The sequence below is a fragment of the Nonomuraea sp. NPDC052634 genome, from assembly GCF_040678535.1.
Taxonomy (GTDB): domain Bacteria; phylum Actinomycetota; class Actinomycetes; order Streptosporangiales; family Streptosporangiaceae; genus Nonomuraea; species Nonomuraea fastidiosa.
The window spans coordinates 1,182,564-1,200,175 of sequence record NZ_JBFATY010000001.1 but is presented as its reverse complement, the minus strand read 5'-3'; the positions used below and the strand labels follow the sequence as shown (position 1 = coordinate 1,200,175).

General features: G+C 74.0%; 13 protein-coding genes. 7 read left to right on the top strand and 6 right to left on the bottom strand.

The window, feature by feature from the left end; translation table 11 throughout:
* Nucleotides 1–17: 17 nt before the first annotated feature.
* Nucleotides 18–1,313 carry a UDP-glucose/GDP-mannose dehydrogenase family protein gene (locus tag AB0K67_RS05605; protein ID WP_364053375.1) on the bottom strand — a complete coding sequence of 432 codons (1,296 nt, stop codon included), beginning with the start codon at nt 1,311–1,313 and terminating at the stop codon, nt 18–20.
* A 347-nt stretch (nt 1,314–1,660) separates the two neighbouring features.
* Here AB0K67_RS05605 and AB0K67_RS05600 point away from each other — a divergent pair, with 347 nt between their 5' ends.
* From AB0K67_RS05600 to AB0K67_RS05570, 7 genes are all read left to right on the top strand, one after another.
* The gene (locus AB0K67_RS05600; protein ID WP_364053372.1) at nt 1,661–3,529 is read left to right on the top strand and encodes a S9 family peptidase; all 1,869 of its coding nucleotides are present in this window, start codon (nt 1,661–1,663) and stop codon (nt 3,527–3,529) included.
* Entirely contained in the window at nt 3,490–4,818 is a 1,329-nt protein-coding gene (locus tag AB0K67_RS05595; RefSeq protein WP_364053369.1) for a serine hydrolase domain-containing protein, read from the top strand. Before AB0K67_RS05600 ends, AB0K67_RS05595 begins: the two co-directional genes overlap by 40 nt.
* A 14-nt stretch (nt 4,819–4,832) precedes the next feature.
* Nucleotides 4,833–6,467: a helix-turn-helix domain-containing protein gene (locus AB0K67_RS05590; protein WP_364053366.1), complete on the top strand. Its 1,635-nt coding sequence runs from the start codon at nt 4,833–4,835 to the stop codon at nt 6,465–6,467.
* A 90-nt stretch (nt 6,468–6,557) separates the two neighbouring features.
* Nucleotides 6,558–8,132 (top strand): ABC transporter substrate-binding protein, encoded by a 1,575-nt coding sequence (locus AB0K67_RS05585; protein WP_364053363.1) that lies wholly within the window; start codon nt 6,558–6,560, stop codon nt 8,130–8,132.
* Complete coding sequence (locus tag AB0K67_RS05580; RefSeq protein WP_364053360.1) at nt 8,129–9,070, top strand: ABC transporter permease; 942 nt, start codon at nt 8,129–8,131, stop codon at nt 9,068–9,070. Before AB0K67_RS05585 ends, AB0K67_RS05580 begins: the two co-directional genes overlap by 4 nt.
* On the top strand, nt 9,070–10,893 hold the full coding sequence (locus tag AB0K67_RS05575; RefSeq protein WP_364053357.1) for a dipeptide/oligopeptide/nickel ABC transporter permease/ATP-binding protein: 1,824 nt from the start codon (nt 9,070–9,072) through the stop codon (nt 10,891–10,893). The genes AB0K67_RS05580 and AB0K67_RS05575 overlap by 1 nt, the downstream gene beginning before the upstream one ends.
* Complete coding sequence (locus AB0K67_RS05570; RefSeq protein ID WP_364053354.1) at nt 10,890–11,555, top strand: ATP-binding cassette domain-containing protein; 666 nt, start codon at nt 10,890–10,892, stop codon at nt 11,553–11,555. Before AB0K67_RS05575 ends, AB0K67_RS05570 begins: the two co-directional genes overlap by 4 nt.
* Here the strand turns inward: AB0K67_RS05570 and menC are convergent.
* From menC to AB0K67_RS05545, 5 genes are all read right to left on the bottom strand, one after another.
* On the bottom strand, nt 11,545–12,645 hold the full coding sequence (menC, locus tag AB0K67_RS05565; protein ID WP_364053351.1) for an o-succinylbenzoate synthase: 1,101 nt from the start codon (nt 12,643–12,645) through the stop codon (nt 11,545–11,547). The genes AB0K67_RS05570 and menC overlap by 11 nt on opposite strands.
* Nucleotides 12,642–13,406 (bottom strand): GNAT family N-acetyltransferase, encoded by a 765-nt coding sequence (locus tag AB0K67_RS05560; protein ID WP_364053348.1) that lies wholly within the window; start codon nt 13,404–13,406, stop codon nt 12,642–12,644. Before AB0K67_RS05560 ends, menC begins: the two co-directional genes overlap by 4 nt.
* 176 nt (nt 13,407–13,582) lie before the next feature.
* The gene (locus AB0K67_RS05555) at nt 13,583–15,169 is read right to left on the bottom strand and encodes a Na+/H+ antiporter (protein ID WP_364053345.1); all 1,587 of its coding nucleotides are present in this window, start codon (nt 15,167–15,169) and stop codon (nt 13,583–13,585) included.
* A 359-nt stretch (nt 15,170–15,528) separates the two neighbouring features.
* On the bottom strand, nt 15,529–16,713 hold the full coding sequence (locus AB0K67_RS05550; protein ID WP_364053342.1) for a M24 family metallopeptidase: 1,185 nt from the start codon (nt 16,711–16,713) through the stop codon (nt 15,529–15,531).
* Nucleotides 16,710–17,612, bottom strand: coding sequence for an ABC transporter ATP-binding protein (locus AB0K67_RS05545; RefSeq protein WP_364053339.1), 903 nt, complete (start codon nt 17,610–17,612; stop codon nt 16,710–16,712). Before AB0K67_RS05545 ends, AB0K67_RS05550 begins: the two co-directional genes overlap by 4 nt.

The window sequence follows — 17,612 nt, the reverse complement described above, 5'->3', positions numbered from 1 at the left end:
GGCGGCCGGCCCTCAGGTCAGGGGCGCCCGACCCCCATGTACGTGTAGCCGAGCCGGCGCATCTCCTTCGGGTCGAGCAGGTTGCGCCCGTCGAACAGCACCGGCCGCCGCATGGAGGCGGCCATGCCCGCCCAGTCGGCCTCCTTGAGCTGCGGCCACTCGGTGACCACGATGGCCGCGTCGGCGCCCTCGACGGCCTCCTCGGGAGTGGCGTGGCGGGTGGTGGAGATCCACGGCTCGACCTCGGCGGGCCTGGCCATCGGGTCCCAGCAGCGCACCTCGGCGCCCTCGGCGAGCAGCCGCCCGGCCAGCACGGTGCTGGTGGCCTCGCGCATGTCGTCGGTGCCGGGCTTGAACGTCAGCCCGAGCAGCGCCACCCGCATGCCGGTGAGCGTGCCCAGCTCGTCCTTCAGCTTCTGGATCGCGCGGCGCTTCTGCAGGTTGTTGACCTCGATGACGGCCGACAGCAGCTGCAGGTGGTAGCCGGTGTTGCTGGCGAGCTGGCGCAGTGCCTCGGAGTCCTTCGGGAAGCAGGAGCCGCCCCAGCCGATGCCGGGCCGCAGGAAGTGGGGGCCGAGCCGGTGGTCGAGGCCGACGGCGCGGGCGACCTCCTCGACGTCGGCGCCGGTCTTCTCGCACAGTGTGGCGATCTCGTTGATGAAGCTGATCTTCGTGGCGAGCAGCGCGTTGGACGCCAGCTTGACCATCTCGGCCGAGCGCACGTCCATGACGACGACCGGGCCCTCGATGCCGTGGTGCAGCTCGGCGACCAGGTTGGCGGTGGCGTCGTCCTCGGCGCCGATGACGATGCGGTCGGGGTGCATGAAGTCGCGCACCGCGGTGCCCTCGGCGGTGAACTCGGGGTTGGCGGCGTACCCGACATGGGACAGGCCCGCCTCGTCGAGCGCGGCGCGCACGCGGCTGCCGGTGCCGACGGGCACGGTGGACTTCATGACGACCGCCCGCAGGTGGGTGGCGCCCTCAAGGGAGCGCACGACCGACCACACGCGCGACAGGTCGGCGTCGCCGGAGGCGGACGGCGGGGTGTCGACGCACACGTACACGATCTCGGCGCCGTCGAGCGTCTCGGCGAGGTCGGTGGTGAAGGAGAGGCGCTCCTTGTTCCTGGCGATCATGTCGCCCAGGTCGGGCTCGTAGATCGGCACGTCTCCGGAGCGCAGCAGGGCGACCTTGTCGGGGTCGATGTCGCGGACCACGACCCGATGACCGAGCTCCGCGAGACAGGCACCGGTCACCAGACCGATGTATCCGGCACCGAACACGGCCACCTGCCGTTCCGGCGTGCGTACCATGCTTGACCATCCATTTCTCGGGGGAGATGACATGCCGGGGACCGGCGGGGGGACCTTCACCTTAACGTCCGCGGGTCATTCTCCCGGACGGGCGAGGCGGCCTGGAGCCCGGCCCGGTCGTGTCAGGCCCACTATTGCCGGGCGCAGTCGTGCCGGGCCGGTCAAGTCAGGCGCGGTCATGTCGGGCCCGGTCAAGTCAGGCGCGGTCATGTCGGGCCCAGTCCTGTCGGGCCCAGTCATGTCAGGCGCGGCTATGTCAGGCGCAGTTGTGTCGGGGCACAACGGCGGGCCCGGCGTTCGTCCAGGCGGCCGAAGCAGGGCCGATGCCGGTGCCCTACGGTTCGCATATGCGACGTCTCACCCTGGACGATCTGTACGGCTTCGCCGTCCCCTCCGGCCCGGCCCTGCGCCCCGACGGCGGCGCGGTGGCGTACACGCTGACCACCGCCGACCGCGAGTCCGACGCGAACCGCTCCGAGGTGTGGCTGGCCGCGCCGGGGGCGGAGCCGCGCCGCCTGGCCGAGGGGAGCGCGCCGCGCTGGTCGCCCGACGGGCGCACGCTGGCGTTCCTGCGCCCGGTGGACGGTGTGCCGCAGCTCCACCTGCTGCCCATGGACGGCGGCGAGCCGGTGAAGCTCACCTCCGCGCCGCTCGGCGCGGGCCCGGCCGTCTGGTCTCCCGACGGCACCACGATCGCGTACGCGGGGCCGGTCGGGCCCGGCGACGGCGGGCCGCCCGACCCGCACGCGCCCGTGGTGGCCGAGCGGCTCGACTACAAGGCAGACGGCGCGGGGCTGCTGCGCGGGGTCACCGCGCACGTGTTCGTCGTGGACGTCGCATCGGGGGAGGCGACGCGGCTCACCGAAGGCGACTTCCACGCGGGCGAGCCGTCATGGCGGCCCGACGGCACCCGCCTGGCGTTCGTCGCGTCCACGGACCCCGAGCGCGACCTGCGGCCGGACGCCGGAGTGTACGAGGTGCCCGCCGCCGGCGGCACCCCGGAGCGGCTGACCGACCCCGAGCTGCTCTGCGCCGGAGCCTGGTGGCTCGGCGACCGGCTGGTGGTGGCCGCGCAGAAGGGCGAGCCGGTCGGGCACGTCCGGCTGTTCACGCTCGGCTCCGGCGGCGCCGCCGAGGTGGAGACCGGGCTCGACCGCAACGTCATGCTCGGCCACCCCGGCTACCCCGGGGCGAACCCCGCCGTGCACGGCGGCGACCTGCTGTTCTGCGCCCGCGACCGCGGCCTGACCCGCCTCTACCGCGCCCCCGCGCACAAGCTCGTGCCGGACGACGTCAGCGTGGCGGGCGCGAGCGTCGCGGCGGGCAAGGTGGCGTACGTCGCCGCCACGCCCCGCAGCCCCGGCGAGGTCTTCCTCCTGGACCTCGCCGGATCCGCCCCCGAGCGGCTGACCCGGCACACGCCGGCGGACATCGACCCGTACGTGCCGGTCAGCCGCACCTTCACCGCCCCCGACGGCACCGAGGTCGAGGGCTTCGTGCTGCGCGACGAGAGCGTCACGGAGCCGGGCCCGCTGCTGCTCGACGTGCACGGCGGCCCGCACAACGCCTGGGCGCCCGTGCTCGACGGCTTCCACCTCTACCACCAGGTGCTGGCCGCGCGCGGCTGGACGGTGCTCACGCTCAACCCGCGCGCCAGCGACGGCTACGGGGAGGCGTTCTACACGGCGACGGCCGGCGCGTGGGGCCTGTCCGACGCCCAGGACTTCCTGGCCGCCGTGGACGACCTGGTCGCGGCGGGCCTCGCCGACCGCGAACGGCTCGCCGTCACCGGCTACAGCTACGGCGGCTACATGACGTGCTGGCTGACCGGGGCGACAGGAAGGTTCAAGGCGGCGATCGCCGGCGGCGCGGTCACCGACCTGACCAGCCTGTCGGGCACCTCCGACCTGGGGATGCTGATCAAGACGTACGAGTGCGCGGGCGACCTCGCCGCCCAGTCGCCGATCACCCGCGCCGGCGAGGTCACCGCCCCCACACTCCTGCTGCACGGCGAGGACGACGACCGCTGCCCCGTCGGGCAGGCCGAGCAGTGGTTCGCCGCGCTGCGCGAGCGCCGCGTGCCGGTCCGGCTCGTGCGCTACCCGGGGGCCTCCCACCTGTTCATCCTGAACGGCCGGCCCTCACACCGGTACGACTACAACGAAAGGATCATCGCGTGGCTGGAGCAATGGATCAGCGGCGGCTCGCCGAGCTGATCGCCCGGTTCGAGGTGCCCGGCGCGGCGCTGGCGTACCTGCACGACGGAGAGCTGCACGAGGCCGCCGCGGGCACGCTCAACACCGCCACCGGCGTCGAGGCCACCCCCGACTCGCTCTTCCAGATCGGCTCGGTCACCAAGGTATGGACGGCCACCCTGCTCATGCTGCAGGTCGAGCGGGGCAGGCTGACGCCGGACACCCCGGTGTCCGAGGTGCTGCCGGAGTTCAAGGTGGCCGACCCCGAGGTCACCAAGGCCGTCACGATCCGCCACCTGCTCTCCCACACCAGCGGCATCGACGGCGACCTGTTCCTCGACACCGGCCGTGGCGACGACTGCGTGGCCAAGTACGTCGAGGCCTGCGCCGACCTGGCGCAGAACCACCCCATCGGCGTCACCCAGTCCTACTGCAACTCCGGCTTCGTCATCGCCGGCCGCGTCGCCGAACGGCTGGGCGGCAAGCGCTGGGACGACCTGCTGCGCGAGGAGATCGCCGAACCGCTCGGCCTCACCCACACCTGGACGCTGCCCGAGGACGTGTTGCGCTTCCGCGCCGCGATGGGCCACGTGGAGGGCGGCGCGCCGGCCCCGGTGTGGGGGCTGATGCGCGGCATGGGCCCCGCCGGGCTCATCTGCGCCCGCCCCGCCGACGTGGTCGCGTTCGCGCGGGCCCACCTGGAGGGCGGCCTGCTCGACGACCCGCAGGCCATGTGGGAGCCGCAGGTGGACGTGCCCAACCCGCACGGACTCGGCCGCCAGTGGGGAATCGGCTGGATCCTCGACGAGTGGAGCGGGCAACGCGTGCTCTCGCACGGCGGCAACACCATCGGCCAGCACGCCATGCTCTGGGCCGTGCCCGGAACCGGCACCGTCGTCTGCGTCGCCGCCAACGGCGGCCACTCCGGCGCCTTCACCCGCGCCGTGGCCACCGAGCTGTTCGCCGAGCTCGACGGCCTGGCCGTGCCGCAGATGCCCACGCCGCCGGAGACCCCGGTCGAGGTGGACGCCACCCCGTACGCCGGCGTCTACGAGCGGGCCGGCGCCCGCATCACGGTCACGGCCAAGGACGACGGGCCGTGGATCAGGATGGAGGCCACCGGCGCGCTCGCCGCCCTCCAGCCGGAGGCGGAGGAGCACCGCCTCATCGCCGTGCACGGCGGCGACCGGCCGTTGTTCGTCTGCAAGGCGCCCGACGCCCCCGACTGGGTCACGGTCGTCTTCTACACGCTGGCCGACGGCTCCCCGTACGTCCACGTGGGCGCCCGCGCCACCCCCAAGACGGAGTGAACTATCGTGACCCCATGAGAATCCGCCCGCGCGCCAGCCTCGGGCGGATCCTCGACGATCTCGGCACCACCGTGCTCGACGTCGCCGCCTCGCCAGGGCATCTCGACGCCGAGGTCACGGGCGTGCACATCTACGACCCCCTCGACGAGCTGATCGTGGCCGAGGGCGCGATGGTGCTCGCGGTCGGGGTGCAGGGCGCGGCCGAGATCCGCGCGCTGCTCGCCCGCGTCCCCCACGCGGCGGGCGTCGTGGTCAAGCTGCCCGTCGACGTGGACGAGCGGGTACGCGCCGCCGTGCTGGAGACCGGCGTGGCCGTGCTCGGCCTGACCAGGGCCGCCTCCTGGGCGCAGGTGGCGGCGCTGCTGCGCTCGCTGCTGGCGGAAGGCGACCTGGCCGAACCCGGGGAAGGGGGGCACGGCGACCTGTTCGCCCTGGCCAACGCCGTGTGCGCGCTGCTCGACGCGCCCGTCACCATCGAGGACAGGTCCTCGCGGGTGCTCGCGTTCTCCGGCCGGCAGGAGGAGGCCGACCAGGGCCGCGTCGAGACCGTGCTCGGCCGCCAGGTGCCCGAGCGCTACCTGCGCCTGCTCGACGAGCAGGGCGCGTTCAAACGGCTCTACCAGAGCCGCGAGCCCGTCTACATCGAGCTCCCCGACGACAGCGTGATCAACAGGGTCGCCGTGGCGGTCCGCGCGGGCGACGATATCCTCGGCTCCATCTGGGTCGCCGTGCGCGAGCCGCTCACCCCGCAGCGGCAGCGCGCGCTCGCCGACGCCGCCAAGGTCGTCGCGCTGCGGCTGCTGCACGAGCGGGCCGGCGCCGACACCCAGCGGCGGCTGCGCGCCGACCTGCTGTCCACCGTCCTCGCCGGCGGCGCCGACGCCGCCGAGGCCGCGGGCCGGCTGGGCATCGCGACCGGCAGGCTGTGCGTGCTCGCCGCCGAGCTGACCGGCCCGGCAGCCGATCCCGGCGGCCGCGCAGCAAACGCCGCCACGGATCACGCGGCCGACCACGTGCGCAGCGAGAGCGAGCGGCAGCGCTTCTGCGACGCGCTCGCCCTGCACGTCGCCGCCATCCACCCCAAGGCCGCCGCCGCGCTCGCCGGCTCCGTCGCCTACGCCGTGCTGCCCCTCACCCCCGGAGGCGGTGAGGAGGAGCGCGCCGTCCGCGTCGCCGAGAGCTTCCTCGCCAGGGTCGGGCCCCGCCACGCCGCCAACGTCGGCGTCGGCCGCCTCGCGCACAACCTCGCCCAGGTCGCCCGCTCCCGCGCCGACGCCGACCGCGCCCTGCGCGTGCTGCGCCACCGGGGCGTCACCGGGCAGGCCGCCGGCTACACCGCCGTGCACTTCGAGTCGCTGCTGCTCCAGGTCGCCGACGTGGCCGCCGCCGAGGAGCAGGCGCCCACCGGCCCCTACCAGCGGCTGCTCGAGCACGACGCCGAACACGGCACCGAGCTGGCCGCCACGCTGGGCGCGTACCTCGACGCGTTCGGCGACGTCAACCTGGCCGCCGCCCGCGTCCACGTGCACCCCAACACCTTCCGCTACCGGCTCAAGCGGCTGACCGAGATCGGCGGCCTCGACCTGAGCGACCCCGACGCCCGGCTCACCGTCCAACTCCAGATGCGCATCTTCGGACGACGGCACTAGACGGCCGCGCTTTTTCGTGCCCGGCGCCGAAGAACGGGCACCGGCGAGCCGCGAAGGTGGAGCTCACCCCCACGCTCGTCTGGAGTACCCATGAGAACACCATTAGCGGCGGGCCTCGCCGCGCTCGCCCTGCTCGCGGCCGGCTGCGGAGGGACGGGGGCGGAGGGCGGGACGGCCGGGGGCGGCACGTTCACCTACGCGCTCCCCGCCGACCCGGGCGTGCTCGACCCCGCCATGGGCGTACTCAACGTCACCAACACCACGCTCTCGCTCGCCTACGACACGCTCGTCGGCATCGACGCGCAAGGCGAGATCGTCCCCGCCCTCGCCGAGCGCTGGACGGTCGAGCCCGACAAGGTCACCTTCACCCTGCGCAAGGACGCCACCTGCTCCGACGGAGCCCCCGTCACCCCCTCCGACGTGGCCGCCAGCGTCAACCACATCACCGACCCGGACACCAAGTCGCCCATCTACGGCGTGCTCATCCCCACCGGCATGAAGGCCGAGGCCGACGACGCGGCGGGCACCGTCACGCTGTCGATGCCGAAGCCGTTCAGCTTCATCCTGGAGACCGGCCGGGCGATCTTCGTCGTCTGCGGCAAGGGCGTCGAGGACCGCTCGATCCTCGCCCGCTCCACCTCCGGCAGCGGCGCGTACCGGCTCACCGAGGCGGTGCCCGGCGACCACTACACGTTCAAGGTGCGCAGGGAGTACGCCTGGGGCGCGCCCGGCACCTCCATCAAGGACGCGCCCGAGACCGTCGTACTGAAGATCGTGCCGAACGAGCAGACCGCCGCCAACCTGCTCGTCTCCGGCGCGCTCAACGGCATCACCCTCTACGGCCCCGACCGCACCCGCGTCGAGGCCGCGCCCGGCGTCACCAAGACGATCACGCCGGTCGCCAACGGCCAGTTCTTCTACCACCAGGGCGAGGACCGGCCCACCCACGACCCCGCCGTCCGCAAGGCGCTCACCCAGGCCGTCGATCTCAAGGAGCTGGCCGGCATCGCCTCCAGCGGCACCGGCAAGCCGCCCACCGGCCTCGTCCTGCACCCGCGCCCCTGCCAGGGCGACACCGTCACCGGCCACGTGCCCGCCCACGACCCGGCGGCCGCCGCAGCCGCGCTGGACGCGGCCGGGTGGAAGCCGGGCCCCGACGGGGTGCGCGTCAAGGACGGCAAGCGGCTCACCCTGCGCTACCTGTACGCCACCACGCGCGGCGCCGGCGTCCAGGCCGCCGCCGAATACCTGGCCACCGCCTGGGGCGCGATCGGCGCCGAGGTGAAGCTGAACGGCGCCATCGACACCAAGCTGTCGGAGTCGCTCAACACCACCCAGGACTGGGACGTCGTCTGGCTGCCCATCGGCGTCACCCTGCCCAGCCAGCTCGTCGGCTTCCTGTCCGGCCCCGCCGCGCCCAAGGGCGCCAACTTCGCGCACCTGTCGAACAAGCAGTACCAGTCGCTCGTCGACGAGGCCTCGCAGGTGCCCGCCGCCGAGGGCTGCGACAAGTGGCTGCAGGCCGAGTCGGCGCTGTTCGAGGCCGCCGACATGGTGCCGGTGGTCGAGACGACCGTGCTGGAGGCCGCCAAGGGCGCCACGTACGAGATGGTCGCCGGGATGTTCGTGACCACCTCCATCCGCCTCACCCAGGGGGCTGAATGAGCCGTCGCACCGGCCTGCGGCGGCTGGTCCGCTTCCTGGTCTCGCTGGCCGTGCTCGTGGTGGCGACGTTCGCGATGATCCACCTCATCCCCGGCGACCCCGTGCGCTCCGCGCTCGGCCCCGCCGCGCCGGTGGAGCTGGTGGAGGCGCGGTGGGCGGCGCTCGGCCTGGACCGGCCGCTGCCAGAACAGCTCCTCACCTACGTCGCGAACGTCTTCTCCGGCGACTTCGGCACCTCGTTCGTCACCGGCGAGCCGGTCGGCGAGGTCATCATGGCCCGCCTGCCCAACACGCTCAGCCTGGCCCTGCTCGCCGTCCTCGTCGCCATGCTGGTCGCGGTGCCGCTCGGCATGTGGACCGCCATCCGCACCGAGAACGGCCGCAACCGGGGCACCGAGCTCACCTTCAGCGCCACCACAGGGGCGGCGGTGGCGGTGCCGGAGTTCCTGTACTCGATCGGTCTGGTGGCCGTGTTCGCCATCGGGCTCGGCTGGTTCCCGCCCGCGGGCAAGGCGGGCGCGATCACGTACGTGCTGCCGGTCGCCGCGCTCGCGATCGGGCCCGCCGCCATGATCGCCCGCATCTCCCGCGTCGAGACCCTGCGCGAGCTGGGCAAGGACTACGTGCGGCTGGCCCGCGCCAAACGGCTGCCCGCCGCCCGGCTGCACCTGCGGCACGTGCTGCCCAACACGCTCACGGCCACCCTCACCGTCGGCGGCCTGCTGCTGACCTCGCTCATCGCGGGCGGCGTGCTGGTCGAGTACGTCTTCGCCTGGCCGGGGCTCGGCCTGAAGATCGTCGAGTCGGTCACGCAGAAGGACTACCCGGTGGCGCAGGGCGTGGTCCTCGTCTACGGGGCGATCGTGCTCGTCGTGAACCTGGCCGTCGACCTGCTGCTCGGCATGCTCGACCCGACGTCCGCGATCAAGGAGACCTGATGACCTCGCTGATGGGGCGGCTGCGGCGCAACGTGCCCGGCGCGGCGGGCGCCGTCATCGTCGCCGCCATGGCCGTGCTGGCCGTGATCGGGCCGATCATGTGGGGCGCGGAGGCCGAGCGCATCGACGCCGCCGCCATCCTCCAGGGCGCCTCGCCGGGCCACCCGCTGGGCACCGACAACCTCGGCCGCGACCTGCTGGCCCGCGTCCTGGTCGCGGGACGCTACTCGCTGCTGCTGGCGCTGGCCGCCACGCTGATCGGCGCGCTGGCCGGGCTCGTGCTCGGCACGCTGCCCTCGGTGCTGCCCAGGCGCGCCGCCCGCCTGGTCGCCGGCACCGTCAACGCGCTCGTCGCCTTCCCCGGGCTGCTGCTCGCCATGTTCACCGCCGTCGTCACCGGGCTCGGCGCGCGCGGCGCGGTGCTCGGCATCGGCGCGGCCATCGCCCCCGGCTTCGCCCGGCTCACCCAGAACCTCGCCGCCACCGTCGCCGGCTCCGACTACGTCTCCGCCGCCCGCATGCTGGGCGTGCCCCGCAGCCGCATCCTCACCCGGCACGTGCTGCCCAACATCGCAGAACCGCTCATCCTGCACCTCACCCAGGCGCTCGGCAGCGCCCTGCTGGGCCTGGCCGGGCTGTCGTTCCTCGGGCTCGGCGTGCAGCCGCCGGACTTCGACTGGGGACGGCTGCTGTTCGACGGGTTCCCGCGCATCTACGTCACCCCCGAGGTGGCGCTCGGGCCCGCCGCCGCCATCGCGCTGGCCGGCATCGGCTTCAACCTGCTCGGCGACGCCCTGGCCAAGGCCGCGGCCCGCACCGCCGTGCCGCGCGGGCGCGCCGTGGCCCCCGCGCCGTCCGGGCCGCCGCCCGAGCCCGACCCCGAGGCGGTGCTGGAGGTGCGCGACCTGACCGTGACCTTCCCCGGCGGGGCGTCCCCCGTACGGAACCTGTCGCTCACCGTCGCGCCCGGCGAGATCGTCGGCCTGGTGGGGGAGTCCGGCAGCGGCAAGAGCATGACCGCCGCCGCGATCGGCGGCCTCGTGCCCTACCCGGGCGTCGTCACGTACGCGGCGCTGCGGCTCGGCGGCAAGGACGTCGCCGCCCTGTCGGACAAGGAGCTCGGCACCACGCTGGCGATGGTGTTCCAGGACCCGCTGGCCGCGCTCAACCCCGCGCTCAAGATCGGCGGCCAGCTCGCCGAGGTGGCCATCGTGCACGAGGGCGCCACCCGCGAGCAGGCCCGCCGCCGCGCCGTGGACCGGCTCGCCCAGGTGCACCTGCCCGGCCCGGAGAAGCGCGCCGCGCAGCACCCGCACGAGCTGTCGGGCGGCATGCGGCAGCGCGCCGTCATCGCCATGGGCCTCATGGGCACGCCCCGCCTGATCGTCGCCGACGAGCCCACCACGGCGCTCGACGTCACCGTGCAGCGGCAGATACTCAAGCTGCTGCGCGAGGTCGTCGAGGAGACGGGCGCGGCCACGCTGTTCATCTCGCACGACATCGCGGTCGTGGGCGAGCTGTGCGACCGGGTCGTCGTCATGTACGCCGGCCGCGTCGTCGAGGAGCTGCCCGCCGACCGGCTCGCGGACGGGGCCGCGCACCCGTACACCAAGGCGCTCATCGCGTCACTGCCGGACCTGGACACAGACCGCGACACGCCGCTGGCCGGCATCCCCGGCACCCAGCCCGCCCCCGCCGACGTCGGGCCCGGCTGCGCGTTCGCCCCGCGCTGCGAGCTGGCCACCGCCCGCTGCGCAAGCGAGCGCCCCGAACTCGCCGACCTCGGCCCCGGCCGCAGGGCCGCCTGCTGGGAGGTCAAGTGATCATCAAGAACCTGAGCGTGCGCTACGGCTCCTTCACCGCCGTGGACGACGTCACGCTGGAGATCCCCGACGGCCGGGTGGTCGGCCTCGTCGGCGAGTCGGGCTCGGGCAAGTCCACGCTCGCCAGGGCCGTGTGCGGGCTCGTCCCCCACACCGGGACGATCGAGGGGGCGCGGCGGGTGCAGATGGTCTTCCAGGACCCGTACGCGTCCCTGAACCCGCGCATGACCGTCGGCCGCACCATCGCAGAGGGCTGCGGCCCCGGCGCGGTGGAGCGGCTGCTCGGCCTCGTCAGGCTGCCCGCCGAGCTGGCCGGCCGCTACCCGCGCGAGCTGTCCGGCGGGCAGCGGCAGCGCGTCGCCATCGCCCGCGCGCTCGGCGGCGACCCCGAGCTGCTGGTGGCCGACGAGATCACCAGCGCGCTCGACGTGTCGGTGCAGGGCGCGGTGCTCAACCTCGTGCGCGGGCTGCGCGACGAGCTCGGCCTGTCGATGCTGTTCATCTCGCACAACCTGGCCGTTGTGCGCTACGTCGCCGACGTGGTCGCCGTCATGCACCGAGGCAGGCTGGTCGAGGTCGGGCCCACCGAGCAGGTCGTCGGCGAGCCCGCGCACGACTACACCCGCGCCCTGCTGGCCGCGGTGCCGCGGCTCAGAGAGTGATCCACTCCGTGGCGGTGGTGACCTCGTCCAGCACGTCCGCGATCGGCTCGACCCCGAGACCCGGCCCCGTCGGCACCTCCAGATGCCCGTCCACCAGCTCGAACGGCTCGGTGATGTCGGTGGCGAAGTAGCGGCGCGAGCCGGAGGTGTCGCCGGGCAGCGTGAAGCCGGGCAGCGCCGCCAGCGCCACGTTCGCCGCCCGGCCGAGGCCCGTCTCCAGCATGCCGCCGCACCACACCGCCACGCCGTTGGCCCGGCACAGGTCGTGGATGCGCCGCGCCTCCAGGTAGCCGCCGACCCGGCCGGGCTTGATGTTGACGATCGAGCACGAGCCGAGCGCGATCGCCGCGGCGGCGTGCTCGGCCGACTCGATCGACTCGTCCAGGCAGATCGGCGTGCGCAGCCGCTGCGCCAGCTTCGCGTGCTGCACCAGGTCGTCGTTGGCCAGCGGCTGCTCGATCAGCAGCAGGTCGAACGCGTCGAGCCGGGCCAGGCGGGGCGCGTCCGACAGCGCGTACGCGGCGTTCGCGTCCACCTGCAGCAGCAGGTCGTCGCCGAACCGCTCGCGCACCGCGCGCACCGGCTCGACGTCCCAGCCGGGCTGGATCTTCAGCTTGACCCGGACGTACCCCTCGTCGATGTAGCCCGCCACGGCGTCGAGAAGCTGCGGGATCGAGTCCATGATGCCGACCGACACCCCGCACGGCACCCGCGGCTTCGACGCTCCCAGGAACCGGCCGAACGACTCGCCCGCCGCCCGCAGCTGCGCGTCCAGGATCGCCGTCTCCACCGCCGCCTTGGCCATCCGGTGCCCCTTGATCGGCTCCAGCGCGCGGGCCACCTGGTTGGCGTCCACGTTCTGCGGCAGCGCGGGCAGCAGGAAGCGGCGGATCACCTCGGCGGAGCCGTCGACGTACTCGGAGGAGTAGAGCGGCTCGCTCATCGCCACGCACTCGCCCCAGCCCTCGGCCTCCGGCGTCACCACCCTGACCAGCAGCACGTCACGCGCCGTCTCGGTGCCGAACGAGGTGCGGAACGGCGACACCAGCGGCATCGCGATCCTGCGCAGCTCCACTCCGGTGATCTTCACAGTCTCTCCACTACGTAGTACGACTTCGCGGCGAACCCCGTCACCTCGCGGCCCTCCGCCATCAGCCCTCCCAGCACATCACGGACGGCGTGCCGCCACGCCTTGCCCGCACCGCGATCGGCCCGGCGCAGCCCCTCGATGTCGGGCGGCACCGCGACCAGCACCACCGGCGCGTCCACCGGGCCCGGCACCGGCCGCCCGCCCTCGTCGGCCAGCGCCACCACCGCGCCGTCCGGCAACGGCCTCTCGCCCGGCTCCCGCCTGGCCAGCGCCTCGACGTGCGGCGCGGTCAGCGGCCACGAGGCCAGCAGCCGGTCCGACTCGTCGCCCTGGTTGATCGCGTCCTCCATGACGCCGTAGAAGCACGGCAGGTACTCCACCGGCCGCGCGCCCAGCTTGGCGAGGTTGAAGTGGGCGTTGCGGCGGACCAGCGGATCGTAGGTCCAGGTGATGCGGGTCAGGCCGCGCTCCAGCGCCCAGCGGCGCTGGTGCTGCTTCAGCTCGAACCCGATGCCCCGCCCCGCGATCGAGCCGGTGACGTGGGAGTGCAGGGCGCCACCGGCCGCCAGGAACCCCACGGAGGCGCCGACCATGCGCCCGCCGTCGAACGCGCCGGCGACATAGCCGCCCGCGTGCGACAGCGCCCGCATCAGCTCCATCGTGATGGGCGGGTCTCCGGAGCCGAAATGCCAGATGTCGTCGAACAGCGCGTAGACGCGCTCCAACTCCGGCATCTCGTGGAGCTCCCTGACCTCGATCAACGTCTCACCTTTCCCCTCACTGAGGTTCCATGGCGACGTTATGCCATGCGGGGCCGCCCGGGATTCGTCCGGGACCACCAAGAGGGGAGCGGTCTTTCGTAGCGGAAGCTCAGCGGGCCGGCGCCGCCCGGCAGAGGAGGCCCGGCGGCCCGCGCCGGCCCGCGATCTCGCCGGGTTCAGCGCAGGCTGCGGGCGTCGAGCTGGCGCAGGATGCGCGAGATGATCGCCGGGTCGGTGTTCGGGTCGCGCCGCGCCTCCAGCACCGCCTGGCGGGCCGCCGACATCATCTCGCCCTGCACCCGCCGCAGCAGCTTCAGCCGCCGCACCCGCTGCTCGTACGCCTCACGCCGCTCCTCGTCGGCGGCCTCGGGGCTGAGCCGCACGTTCATGTCCATCAGCCGCCGCTTCAGCGCCTCCAGCACCTCCTCCGGCAGCTCCTCGGCCTCGTTGATCTCCCGCAGCCGCCGCTTGGCCGCCTTCGCCGCCTCCGTCGCCAGCCGCCTCTCCAGCGCCCGCTCGGCCGCCGTGTCCGCCTTCACCCCGAGCCTGTTCACCAGCCACGGCAGCGACATGCCCTGCACGATCAGCGTCGTCAGGATGACCGCGAACGCGATGAACACGATGATCGGCCGCTGCGGGAACGCCTGACCGCTCTCCGTCTGAAGCGGGATGGCCAGCGCCAGCGCCACCGACGCCACCCCGCGCATGCCTGACCACCACATCACCACCGTCTCCCGCCAGCTCAGCGGGATCTCGGTGTCCTCGTGGCCGGGCCCGCGCGTCTTCTTCGCCAGCCAGGCCGCGGGCAGCAGCCACACCAGACGTACGAGGACCACGACGCCCACCACGGCGGCGCTCCACCACAGCACCTCGCCCACCTGGCCGTGCACGGTGCCGAACACCGCGTGCAGCTCCAGGCCGATCAGCCCGAACGCCACCCCGACCACCAGCGTGTCCACGACCTGCCAGAACGTCGTCGATGCGAACCTGCCCAGCACGTCGTCGGCGTCGGCCATCCGCTCGCTCAGGTAGAACGACGTCGTCAGCACCGCCAGCACGCCCGAGCCGCGCAGCTCGTCCGCCAGCGCGTACGACACGAACGGCACCAGCAGCGAGACCCCCACCCGCAGCGTGGCGTCGCCGAGCCACTCCATCAGCCGCCCGCCGACCCAGCCCAGCGCCAGGCCCACGACCACGGCCACCACGGCCGACAGCACGAGCTCCGTCAGCGCGCCCGGCCATGAGAACGTGCCCGTCACCGCCGCCGCGATCGCCACGTGGTACAGCACGATCGCCGTCACGTCGTTGAACAGGCCCTCGCCCTCCAGCAGCGACACCATGCGCCGGGGCAGCCCCAGCCGGCCCGCGACCGCCGTCGCCGCCACCGGGTCGGGCGGCGCCACCAGCGCGCCCAGCGCCACCGCAGCCGCCAGCGGCAGCCCGGGCACCAGCGCGTGCGCCACCGCCGCCACTGCCGCCGTCGTCACGAACACCAGCGCCACCGCGAGCAGGAAGATCGGCTGCCAGTTGGCCGCGAACTGCCGCCACGATGTGCGCTGCACGGCCGCGTAGAGCAGCGGCGGCAGCAGGAGGGGCAGCACGATGCCGGGCGGCACGTCCACGTTCGGCACGAACGGCAGGACGGCCATCAGGATGCCCAGCAACGTCATCAGCACCGGCGGCGGCAGCCCCAGGCGGTCGCCGAGCGGCACCATGAGCAGCGCCCCCAGGAGCACCAGCATGAGCAGCACCAACTGGTCCACGAACGCCCCCAAATGATCGCCCGCCCCAGCCTAATCCAGTCCCTTCCGCCCACTCCGCACCCCCTGCCGCCCTCGCACCCCCTCACCCTGGGAGGGCCTCAGCACGCGACCCCTCACTCCGAAGAGGACCTCGGCCCGCTCTCCGAGTGGACCTCGGTCCGTTACGCTCTTCGCTCTCCGAAGGGACCTCGGCTCGTTACGCTCTTCGCTCTCCGGAGGGACCTCAGCCCGTAACCCCCACTCTCCGAAAGGACCCCAGCCGGTGCGGCAGGGAGGGCGCTCGCCCACCTCGGCCCACGACGGACCTCCGGCCCGAAACCCCTCTCACCCCCGAAGGACCTCGACCCGTCCCCCGGAGGTCAGTGGCCGAGGGTTTCGAGGGTGTGGGGGAGAACCCCCAGAGGCAGGGGCCCGGAGGCGGTGCAGGCGACCACGTCGGCCACCCGGGCCCCGAAGAGATCCGGCACGTAGATGGCCGGCTCCAAGCAGAAGGTCATCCCGTCCGACAGCACGGTGTCCTCGCCGGGCCGCGGCCCCTCGTCGGGACCCAGCCCGACGCCCCGGCCGACGTGCGGGGAGGCGAAGCGGCCGTACCCGCTGCCGTCGATCACCTCGCCGACCGCCGCCGCCACCTCCGACACGGGCACGCCGGGCCGTACGGCCGCCAGCCCCGCCCGGTGCGCCTCCCGCACCACCGAGTACATCGCCTCGAAGTCCTCGGGCGGCTCGGCCACCACGAAGACCCGGGCCGCCTCCGCGCAGTAGCCGCCCCACCGCCCGCACACCGACACGGTCACCGCGTCCCCGGGGTTGATGATCCGCCCGCCGGGCACGTGGCAGGGCCTGGCCGTGTGCTCGCCCGCCGCCACCCGCAGCGCCACCACCTCCTCGCACCCCGACTCGGCCAGCAGCAGCCGCAGCCGGCGCGCCATCTCCCGCTCGGTCGCCCCGAACCACGACAGCTCCTTGACCCGCGCGAGCACGCCCTCCGCGGCGGCCACCGCGCGCCCGATGGCGGCCACCTCGCCGGGCTCCTTGCGCAGCCGCAGCGGTGCGAGCACCGGCGACGCCGGTACGAACTCCGCCTCGATCGCCAGCCCGAACAGCTCCCGCACCCGCATCTCGGCGTCCACCCCGACCCGCCGCGCGTCCGGCGGCACCAGCAGGGCCGGGTCGCGGGTCTCGGCCGCCACGTCGGCCGTCACCACGAGGAACGCCCCCTCGCCGCCGCCCAGGAACCGGTAGTCGGGCGAGGGCCGCAGCACCAGCGCGTCCATCCCGGCCGCCGCCATCCGCTCCCGCACCGCCGCCACCCGCCCGGCCACCAGCCGCGCCGCGTCCTCGCCGGCAGGCGCGCCCGCCGCCCCGGCCCCGGACTCGCCCACCGGCCCAGCGCCCAGGCCGGGCGCGGGCTTCCGATCGAGAGCGGGCAGGTCGCCGGGCGCGGGCTCCCAGTTGAGGGCGGGCGGGTCGCCGGGCGCGGGCTCCCCGCCGGAAGCCGCCCGGCCGCCGGACGGCGGCCCCTCGTACGGTGCCGGGGTCACTTCGGCTCGTGCAGCCAGCAGGCGACCGGCCCGAAGTCCGGCGACTTCTCCCTGCACACGTCCATCACCTTCGGACACCTCGGGTGGAACCGGCACCCGGACGGCGGTGACGCCGGATCGGGCACGTCGCCGGGCAGCTCGGCGGGCAGCACGCCGCGCCCGTCCGGCTTCGGAACGGCCGCGAGCAGCGCCTCCGTGTACGGATGCCGCGGCCGCGCCCACACCTCGGCCGTGCCGCCCACCTCGACGATCTTGCCGAGGTACATGACCGCGATCCGATCCGCGATCAGCCGCACCACCGACAGGTCGTGGCTGATGAACAGCAGCCCAGCGCCCGACTCCACGGCGAGATCCCGCATGAGCCTGGCCACCTGCGACTGCGCGGAGGCGTCCAGCGCGGAGATCGGCTCGTCGCCGATGAGCAGCCGGGGCCGCGCGGCCAGCGCCCTGGCGATCGCGATGCGCTGCCGCTGCCCGCCGGAGAACTCGTGCGGGTGCCGCCCGGCGAAGTCGCGCGGCAGGCCGACGCGTTCGAGCAGGTCGGCGGGCGTGGTCGAGGTGTCGCCCGAGGTGCGCAGCCCGTCGGCGATCTGGTCGCCCACCCGCCGCCGGGGGTTCAGCGACGCGTACGGATCCTGGAACACCATCTGGATGCCGGTCAGCCTCCTGCGGCGCAGCCCGAGCGGCGTCACCGGCTGCCCCTCGAAGGAGACCGAGCCCGACGTGATCGGGTTCAGCCCGCAGACCGCGCGGGCCAGCGTCGACTTGCCACAGCCGGACTCGCCGACGAGCCCGACCACCTCGCCCGGCCGCACCTGCAGGCTGGCCCCCGCCACGGCCCGCACCACGGCACGTCCGGGCGAGCGGTGCTCCACCACCACGTCGTCGATGGTCAGCAT